General features: G+C 34.6%; 12 protein-coding genes. 8 read left to right on the top strand and 4 right to left on the bottom strand.

Going from position 1 to position 8819, the window contains the following annotated elements:
• The 7 genes from FTU83_RS16005 to FTU83_RS16035 form a co-directional block, all read left to right on the top strand.
• Nucleotides 1–1287: MobA/MobL family protein (locus FTU83_RS16005; RefSeq protein WP_180124334.1), on the top strand; the 1287-nt coding region annotated here is incomplete at its 5' end.
• Nucleotides 1288–1920: 633 nt separating this feature from the next.
• On the top strand, nucleotides 1921–2871 hold the full coding sequence (repM, locus tag FTU83_RS16010; RefSeq protein WP_121533513.1) for a replication initiation protein RepM: 951 nt from the start codon (nucleotides 1921–1923) through the stop codon (nucleotides 2869–2871).
• Nucleotides 2864–3439, top strand: coding sequence for a plasmid replication DNA-binding protein (locus FTU83_RS16015; RefSeq protein WP_121533511.1), 576 nt, complete (start codon nucleotides 2864–2866; stop codon nucleotides 3437–3439). Before repM ends, FTU83_RS16015 begins: the two co-directional genes overlap by 8 nt.
• A 12-nt stretch (nucleotides 3440–3451) precedes the next feature.
• Entirely contained in the window at nucleotides 3452–3595 is a 144-nt protein-coding gene (locus FTU83_RS16020) for a hypothetical protein (RefSeq protein ID WP_179990932.1), read from the top strand.
• 210 nt (nucleotides 3596–3805) lie between these two features.
• Complete coding sequence (locus tag FTU83_RS16025; protein WP_078194520.1) at nucleotides 3806–4435, top strand: hypothetical protein; 630 nt, start codon at nucleotides 3806–3808, stop codon at nucleotides 4433–4435.
• 589 nt (nucleotides 4436–5024) lie between these two features.
• The gene (locus tag FTU83_RS16030) at nucleotides 5025–5414 is read left to right on the top strand and encodes a hypothetical protein (RefSeq protein ID WP_180107277.1); all 390 of its coding nucleotides are present in this window, start codon (nucleotides 5025–5027) and stop codon (nucleotides 5412–5414) included.
• 2 nt (nucleotides 5415–5416) lie between these two features.
• A complete protein-coding gene (locus FTU83_RS16035) occupies nucleotides 5417–5884 on the top strand; it encodes a hypothetical protein (protein WP_180006197.1) in 468 nt (155 codons plus the stop codon).
• 65 nt (nucleotides 5885–5949) lie between these two features.
• Here FTU83_RS16035 and FTU83_RS16040 read toward each other — a convergent pair whose 3' ends face one another.
• The 4 genes from FTU83_RS16040 to FTU83_RS16055 all read right to left on the bottom strand — a co-directional run bounded on the left by FTU83_RS16040 (nucleotide 5950) and on the right by FTU83_RS16055 (nucleotide 7966).
• The gene (locus FTU83_RS16040; RefSeq protein ID WP_180006196.1) at nucleotides 5950–6252 is read right to left on the bottom strand and encodes a hypothetical protein; all 303 of its coding nucleotides are present in this window, start codon (nucleotides 6250–6252) and stop codon (nucleotides 5950–5952) included.
• On the bottom strand, nucleotides 6245–6841 hold the full coding sequence (locus FTU83_RS16045) for a helix-turn-helix transcriptional regulator (RefSeq protein ID WP_180006195.1): 597 nt from the start codon (nucleotides 6839–6841) through the stop codon (nucleotides 6245–6247). Before FTU83_RS16045 ends, FTU83_RS16040 begins: the two co-directional genes overlap by 8 nt.
• A gap of 14 nt (nucleotides 6842–6855) precedes the next feature.
• Complete coding sequence (locus FTU83_RS16050) at nucleotides 6856–7329, bottom strand: hypothetical protein (RefSeq protein ID WP_180006194.1); 474 nt, start codon at nucleotides 7327–7329, stop codon at nucleotides 6856–6858.
• A gap of 256 nt (nucleotides 7330–7585) precedes the next feature.
• On the bottom strand, nucleotides 7586–7966 hold the full coding sequence (locus tag FTU83_RS16055; protein WP_227552390.1) for a hypothetical protein: 381 nt from the start codon (nucleotides 7964–7966) through the stop codon (nucleotides 7586–7588).
• 258 nt (nucleotides 7967–8224) lie between these two features.
• On the opposite strand from FTU83_RS16055, the gene FTU83_RS16060 reads away from it, so the two are divergent.
• Nucleotides 8225–8819 (top strand): MobA/MobL family protein (locus tag FTU83_RS16060; RefSeq protein ID WP_373686448.1); only part of this gene is annotated, 595 nt, incomplete at its 3' end.

An 8819-nucleotide genomic window follows, 5' to 3' on the forward strand; every position in this document is an offset into this window, starting at 1 on the left:
AATGAAAAAGGCGAATTAGGAAAGAAACAAAGAATCTTCAACGACCATGGTCCCGAGATCCTGAAGGACAGCCGAGCAACTTTTGCCAATGTTGTAAACACAGTATTGGAAAATGCCGGACTAGACGAACGCATCGACCACCGGAGTTACAAGGATCAGGGCTTAGACTTTCTTGAACCCACTCATCATGAAGGGCATGAAGCTACAGCACTTCGCAGACAATATGACGAGGAACAAAAAAGACCGCTTGAAGAACGTAACACTGAAATTGTGCTGCCAAGAATTGCACTTGAAAATGATGCAATCAAAGCCAAAAATTTAGATGCTGCACGAGAATACCAACAGATCATCAAGGGCCTTGATCAAGAAATTATTGTTCCAAGTCGATTAGAAGATCAGATTACCCAGCTGGAAAACGAACTTCAGTTAACCGAAGCAGAAGAAAAAGAGCTTTTAGCAGAATTAGTAAATCTCAACCTAGAAGAAGAACGCCTGCAAGAACAACAGGTTCAACAGATCGACAACGCATATGATGACTTCATCCGGTGCCAAGATATTTATGCAGAATTTGCCAATCAGTTTTACACCATTCAAAGCAATGCTGCTGATAATCAAAAGCAGATTGAATCAAATCTCACCAAGACAAAACGATGGTTAGCAGAAAACAAAAGCGATTTTTACCTACATACCAATAATTTGTTTTATGACTCTTACCATCATACTTACAGAGATATAAAAAAACCTGATTTTTATGCGACTGAAAAATCAGTAGAACAGGCAAAAAATGAGAACTGGAGAGAATACGCAACCGAGGTCGAACAACTTGCTAAAGAATACGATATTGAGAATGTCGTCCAACGCTTAGGTCAATGCTCAGAGATACTGGAAAATAATGGGATTGAACGACCAACGATAAAACCCACGTTTTGGCAGAAGCTAAAACGAGAGTACGTTCATTCATTCGATACCCTACATGATTTTAATGATGATATGAGTCCCCTCCTTAAAGCAAAACGGGCAGATGATCTCAAAATTGAACAAGAAAGAATGCAGCAAGTACGCCAAGCGGAAGTAGATCGGCAACGAAGAATTGAAAATGATCGCAGAGAAAGTGAATTTAGAGAGCAATTACGTAAAGAACGAGAGCAAAAAGAACAACGCTATGAACAAGAAAGACACGAACGAGAACATTTGGCATTTTTAAAACGCCAAGAATTGGAAAAACAGCAGAAAAATGAGCCTAAAAAACCAGAAAATGAAAATAACAACGATTACCGACCTTGGTGAATGCTGTTTAAACGCAAAAAAATAGGGTTTTTAGCGATGTTTTGCTAAACCACAGTAGATTTATAGTTGAGTTAAGAAAAAACTCTTAAATCGCAAATGAGAGCATTTAGCGAGTGTCTACGAGCGAACTACAGGGATCTAAATTTTTTCACCTGTTTTTCCCTGATTACAGGCTCCCCTGTGTATCAAGAACTCAGAATCAGAGCATCCCGAATGGGTGCGAACTGATTACGATGGCTTTATGTCGAGCGAAGCGAGTAAAAAGCTTATGAGCGAAGCGAATTCCTAGTTGCTTTTGCTTTTTTTTAAAGTCACAACCCAATGAGCCAAAAAATTGCCCCAACGAATCGAGCGAAAGCGAGATTCAATAGAGTTTGAGCGTAGCGAAAACCAAGGGCAATTTTTCCTTTCCTGGGCTTTTAATTATTTTAAAGTTTTTAAATACTTTTAGACACGCTGAAAGCCTTTATTGGCAATACTTTCAAAGGCTATATGACACCGTTTACCTTGCAATATGACACCGTTTACCTTGCAATATGACACCGTTTACCTTGCAATATGACACCGTTTACCTTGCTTATAGCACTAAAATTAATTATTGTGTCATAGCATAATAAATAATACTGGTGCTTCATGAGAGAATTAGTTGTAAAAGACAATGCCTTAATTAATGCAAGCTATAACTTAGATTTAGTAGAACAACGTTTAATTTTATTGGCCATTGTTGAGGCAAGAGAAAGCGGGAAAGGTATTAATGCTAATGATCCCCTTGAAGTACATGCAGAAAGTTATATCAATCAATTTGGCGTACATCGCAATACGGCTTATCAAGCATTAAAAGATGCCTGTAATGATTTATTTGCAAGACAATTTAGCTATCAAAAAATAAATGAACGAGGGAATATTGAGAACTATAGATCCCGTTGGGTTAGTGAAATTGGATATGTAGATAATGAAGCAGTAGTTAAACTTATCTTTGCCCCTGCCATAGTTCCCTTAATTACACGCTTAGAAGAGCATTTCACTAAATACGAATTGCAACAAGTTAGTAATCTCAGCAGTGCTTATGCTGTTCGCTTATATGAATTATTAATTGCTTGGAGAAGTACTGGCTCTACTCCTGTTATAGAGCTAAGTGATTTCCGTCAAAGAATTGGCGTACTCGATACAGAGTACAAGCGTATGGAACGCTTTAAAACTAGTGTACTTGAGCTTGCTATTAAACAAATTAACGAACATACAGATATCACTGTGAAGTATGAGCAACACAAAAGAGGTCGATCAATTTCAGGATTCTCTTTTACTTTTAAACAGAAAAAGAAGGACAACCCACCGATAGAAAGAGATCCGAATACGTTAGATCTCTTTACGAAGATGACTGATGCACAACGCCATATGTTTGCAAATAAACTTTCTGAACTTCCTGAAATGGGTCGTTATTCCCAGGGAACTGAAAGCTATCCGCAATTTGCTGTTCGTATTGCTGAGATGCTGCAAGACCCTGACCGAATAAAAGAACTATACCCATACCTAAAAAAAGTGGGATATATGCCATCAAATAAAAAGGACACCGTAAATGGCTAAGTTATCACTAAGTGAAGTATCTAAAAAATTCCATGTGGATAGATCAACCATTTACAGAGCTGTACGTAACGGACGTTTATCACGCTCCAGTGATGGACAATTCGATCTAGCAGAGGTCATCCGATGCTTTGGAGAACCTGAGCAAATACCTCAAAAAATTGAATCATCTAAGCAAGAAGGTGATGAGTCTACAAAAAAACTTATTGCCCATTTAGAAAATGAAGTCAAAAAATACCAAGAACGTGAAGAACGGTTAATGCAACAAATTGACCGTATGCAAACACTCATTGAGCTGAAAAGTGTTGCACCTGCCACAGCAGCACCACAACAAGATGCTACGGCATGCGACACCGATCTACCACAGCATGCGACAACACAACAAGATAATGATAATAAAAAGAATAATGAATTAAATATTGCAGAAAATGTGGCAGTGCCACAGCAAGAAACTACGGCATACCACACCCAAACGCTACAGCATGCCACGTTGCAGAATGTGGCAGTGCCACAACACAAAAAACGTGGCTTATTTGGCCGTGTACTGAATGCTGTTTTTGATAATGACTAAGGGAGAAAGATCATGCCGAAACTGAAAGACATTGCCCTAGGCATTATTGTGGCCCCGCTGTTGATCCCGATCATGCTGATCGCATCGTACCAGGATAAAAAGGAGCTGAAAAAAGAGCTGAATGAACGCCAAAAAGAAAAAGACCAGGCATCCTGATTATTCAATTGAGCTAATCAAAATCGTGAAACATTGCTTAAATAATAGGCGTGGAACGTGAAAAATCATAAAAAAAGCCCACCTTGGGGAAGATGGGCTATCAACTAGAAACTACATCGTTGAATTATAAGGATAATTATACAGCATTTCGTATAAGGTGTATTATGTTAATTTTAGAAAATCTTAAGATAATTATTAATGAGTGGCTTAATGAATAAAGAAATTTCTGTATTACTGCATGACGTTCCTACTCATGCAGATTACGCATGTGATGCAACAGATTTAGATCCAGAAGATATTCCTGAAGATCGTATAGAACAAGTCATAAATTTATTAAATTCTTCTGATGAAAATATTGTATTTGAGGCAGCAAAACTTCTGACTAATTGGGGACAATCCTCTGGTTTTGATGCATTAGTAAATTTATTAAATGAAAATAAATTAGTTGGTTATATAGATCATCGTTTACATGGTTATGATGATACACTTCAGCATGTACTTAGAGCTTTTGTTCGTTATTGGGCATTCCAAGCTGATCTAGGATTTGGTGAACAGGCTAGAATAAAAATATTTCATCCTATACAAAAGATTATAGAAATATCTAATACAGAACCATTTGATATTAGTCGCTTATTTTGGTTAATTGATGATGAAAAATACGATGAATATATTCCTTTAATTAAAAACCATTTAATCCAAATAATAGATCATCCTGAATTACAATTTTGGAAAATCCATGATGCTATTGAACTGATGCTGAAATTAGAGCCTGAGTTTGTTCATAATTTATTAGAAGAAAAAGGCAAAACATTGGAAGACTTTAAAATTAACACTTTATAAAGTTATACATTTAACATAATGGGCGTTATACGAAACGCATACATTGAAACTTATAAAAATCAAAAACTTATGATATAAAGAATGTGCTCGACGATGTTCAAAAGCCGGCTTGGAAACAAGTCGGCTTTTTTATGAGCGGTTTTGATAGTTCTTGCCAATAATTTTGTTTAAAAAGTAGTCAATTTTTCGGTTTTTCCAATGTTCTCAACGTCCCAGGATCTAAAATTATCCCCATTTCCTGCGGATAAACCTGGGACAGTTTTTAATCATCTTTGTAAGCATTTACTTACGTCAATTCAGGTCCTTTGCTGCTATTCGGAATACTAGAATATTCATATGATTAATTCGTCAGGAACAGGAAGTTCCTTAGAATTAAAAAATGAGCACCAAGATGGCGCTATATAAGATACGTAAGAGTACAGAGACCGAATGTTCCAATAAAAAACCCCGGCAGGATGCTGGGGTTTTTTATTGTCTAAATTGTTTCGGATAAGACGTATCATGTTAATTTTAGGAAAAATTAAAAACATTTATGACTCTAAGTAAGCTACTCTATAAAATATAATTTTTTATTTGATTGGAGATAAAGTTGTCTTCTTTTTTAAGTTTAATAGAGTTTACGCCCAATAATGAAAACAAAATTAATGAGCAAAATAGCAAAACTTTATTACGTGCAGATATTAATGAAGCGTTACTAAATGATCTAAAAGATGAGTTTAATTTAATATCTACTTTAATCCCTGAAAGTGATGATGATGATTGTGAAACAGAGTTTAATTTTCTAGATGATGATGTGAAAAAAATAAAGGGCTTTTTAAAAGAAAAAATTTTTAAATTGTTAGCTACAGATAGACAGAGTTTAGCGACCAATTATGAAAAGATAACTTCAGATTTACATATGTTATTAAATATTAAGGAACTAGTTGAACTAAAAGAACTATATAACAATCAATTAGTTAAAATTAAAGTGAGTATGTAAATATGTCGAAAGGAAAAAAGGGGGAAATGCGTTTTACAATAACTGTTGCTGAAATTGCTTTAAAAGAGAGACGGTTAGATTTTACAAGATTTACTACTACAAATACGGCTGATGGAGGAGGAGATTTATATCTATATGCTCCTTCAAATTTAGGCGAAAAATTTGAAGATATTCGAGATAATGGGGCATCTCAAATTTCTTGCTCATCCTTAATGACTGAGGTAAGGGTGGATGTAAAAAATAAAAAAGCAGATAAGGATGATGCGGAAAAATTTCTTGATGATATGAAAAAAAATCCTAAGTCTGGTGAACATTGGTTAGTTTATAAAGATATATCTAAACCAGCGAAAGATCGAATTTCCGAAGCCCAAAAAGGCAGTAAAAAACCTATCCGTACTTTTTCATTCGAAGATCTAAACAAGATAGGCCAGTCTTATGCCACCTTACCTGAATATGATGAAGATGAGTAAAGCTATATATTAGCTTTATATTCAATAAAAAAGCCCAACATGTTATCGGGCTTTTTTATTATGTTTTAAGCTTCTTCTTCAAATTTTGCGATAATATTTTTGAGTTTAGAAACCATTTCATCCTTAACTTCAGGATTCTTACTTTGTTCAATGATTAAAGGAAGAACATCTAATAAATTGGGCGTTGGAATAATAACTGTTGTAGAGATTTCTGGTAATTGATCCCCTAGCTCATGTGAGATACCAAAATCTAATTTGGATACAACAGGACCAAATGCAAATCTCATAATATGATCTGCATAAATTGTTTTATGACTTTGAGCAAACTTAAGTTCGTGCTCAGCAGATCGTTTAACTGCTTTAGACATTACATAAATCCTTATATAAAACTTTTGTTAGACTTGGTGCTTCATTGCGCTGTAGAGCTTTCAAATGAGGGTTAACTACTGAAGTTTTCTTTTCACCTAGAGTCATTTTATTGTTATATGAATTTACAGATATTGGTGTTAAATAATAATCAGATACCTTGTTTGAAAGAATATCTATAACAATTTCCACAGGAGATTGTTTTTTATATAAAACATGCCAATTTTCAGTAGTATTGTTTTTTAAATTAACAATACTTTGTAAATTTCTTTCCCATGGCTGTACATTCAGTTGCTCATGTTCTTCATGAAAACTAATCTGAAAATCATATTTAAGTGCAAAACAAACTTTAGAAATAGTACTTATAGTTAAATTCTGTTTTCCTGACAAAACTTTACTAACTTGACTCAATTTCCAATTTAGTTTTTTTGCCAACTCAACTCTAGATATATTTTTAAAAGCCATTAATGCACATAGATCGGCAGCTATAGCATCTTTTTTCAAATCTATAGGATCTAAATCTGAAAAATCGAAAAAATCAAAATCCATAACATCATCTAAATTTAATGCAGTGGAAATTTCTTTACTCATATAAACCTCTAGGGCTATAAACAAGACTTCATTACCTTTTCAGCTAAATCACTTAATGCGTTCTTTTCTGAAGAAGTTAATTTATCTTGTTTCTTTACCCATATGTTTAAAAGAACAAGACGCTTTCCAGGTGGGAAATATATAAAATATAAACGTAGATCACCTTGTCTAATACGCCATATTTTATCTATTACTGTAGCACCTGACACATCGGTATAACTAAACTCTAAAGCATCATGCAATGCTTTCTTATCATAAAAAAATGATAAATTTTGCCCAGACTCGCATCTCTTACCTAACTGAACAAATAAGATTTGAGCTTTCTTTCGATCAATTGGTAGCAATCGTTTTACATCTTCATGAAAGTTACTTTCAGGAGTCTCTGTAGAAAAACATTTAAAGATTTTCCAAGAGTTATCTGTAATCTTAAAAGTTTGTGTTGGGTTAGGATGTCCAGTTGATTTGCATTGAACTAGAGTTATAGTCATAAAAATATTAACTTATAAGTTAACCTATTGATAGGGATTTAAAAAAATTTTAATAATTTCAACAAATACTCTACAAATTATACAATTAAAAATACCATTAAATTAATATTTTACTTAACTGATATTACGCACTTATTCTATATGTAGTCAATTTTTAAAAATTGACTACAACATATAGTGCCAAAGAGACTCAAAAAACCTACTGCAAAATATCCATTTATTTAACTTATTTAACATAAAATCTCTTATATGAAATTTAGAACTTTCCCTTAAAAAGATCATTAAAAAGCTCTTTATCTTTCTGTCTATTTTCTTCTGTCTTACTTTCCGCACTTAAAAACTGCTCAAAATCAGCCCATTGATGTTTAAAAGATTCATCATTCTTAAATTTATTCAAAACCCAAGCGCCAAGCAAAATTTTCCGTCTAGTTTCATTTTTCCGTTCTTGGGCTTTTGCTTCGCTTAAAAGTTTTTGCTGTTTGAGTTTAAGCTCATTCTGTTTCTGTTTTGCCTGTTCTAAGATCTGCTCTTGTTCTTTTTTTAAATACTCAATTTGCTCTTGCAGGGATAATTTTTTCTGCTGTGCTTTGGTGAGTTTCTTTAAAACTGCATCTTTCTTTTCTTGAATATCTGACATAGTATTAAACCGTGATGATCAATAATCAAACATCATCATAGAGTCAAAAAACAAAGCGAGCAATATCAAACGTAGCGAAGCGAAGTTTTCCCGGAGTGAAACGAAGGGCGCACTTACCCACTTTTATCATTTCATTCAAAAGTGGACGTTGCGACAGGGGAAACCCCTGTACCCCATGACCTCGCTTTAGCATGGTCAGAAACTTTTTCAAAGTTGCAAAAATCAAAACCACGGTATGCAGAAATTTAGGTTTTTAAAGTGGCAATTTTTCATTTGAATGAAAGCAACATCTCACGAAGTGACGGACGTTCAGCCGTTGCTTGTGCTGCTTATCGTGCCTGTGAAAAATTAGAGGATCTGACTTTTGGAAAGACTCAGGACTACACTAAAAAAAAGGGACTTGAATACAAAAATATTTATGCACCAGAACATACCAATACAAAACTTTTAGACCGTCAAACACTTTGGAATACAGTAGAAAAAAAAGAATTCAATGCCAATGGCTCAATGAAAGCCAATGCACGACTCGCCAAAGAATATATCTGTGCTTTACCACATGAATTAACAGATGCAGAACGCATAAAAATCGTTGATGACTTTTGCCGAGACTTTGTGAACAAGCACAATGTTATTGTCGATGCCTGCATCCATGCACCACATGAACATAACGATGAAACCAATAATAAAAACTATCACGTACACATGATGTTCACGACCAGACTCATCAATGAAAAAGGCGAATTAGGAAAGAAACAAAGAATCTTCAACGACCATGGTCCCGAGATCCTGAAGGACAGCCGAGCAACTTTTGCCAATGTTGTAAACACAGTATTGGAAAATGCCGGACTAGACG

The organism is Acinetobacter sp. YH12152 (genome assembly GCF_013418285.1).
Lineage (GTDB): Bacteria > Pseudomonadota > Gammaproteobacteria > Pseudomonadales > Moraxellaceae > Acinetobacter > Acinetobacter amyesii.

Coding starts and splice junctions, on each gene's coding strand:
- FTU83_RS16020 (WP_179990932.1), top strand. CDS start 3,452: ATGCCGAAACTGAAAGACATTGCCCTAGGCATTATTGTGGCCCCGCTG.
- FTU83_RS16055 (WP_227552390.1), bottom strand. CDS start 7,966: ATGTCAGATATTCAAGAAAAGAAAGATGCAGTTTTAAAGAAACTCACC.
- FTU83_RS16035 (WP_180006197.1), top strand. CDS start 5,417: ATGTCGAAAGGAAAAAAGGGGGAAATGCGTTTTACAATAACTGTTGCT.
- FTU83_RS16050 (WP_180006194.1), bottom strand. CDS start 7,329: ATGACTATAACTCTAGTTCAATGCAAATCAACTGGACATCCTAACCCA.
- FTU83_RS16040 (WP_180006196.1), bottom strand. CDS start 6,252: ATGTCTAAAGCAGTTAAACGATCTGCTGAGCACGAACTTAAGTTTGCT.
- FTU83_RS16025 (WP_078194520.1), top strand. CDS start 3,806: ATGAATAAAGAAATTTCTGTATTACTGCATGACGTTCCTACTCATGCA.
- FTU83_RS16045 (WP_180006195.1), bottom strand. CDS start 6,841: ATGAGTAAAGAAATTTCCACTGCATTAAATTTAGATGATGTTATGGAT.
- repM (WP_121533513.1), top strand. CDS start 1,921: ATGAGAGAATTAGTTGTAAAAGACAATGCCTTAATTAATGCAAGCTAT.
- FTU83_RS16015 (WP_121533511.1), top strand. CDS start 2,864: ATGGCTAAGTTATCACTAAGTGAAGTATCTAAAAAATTCCATGTGGAT.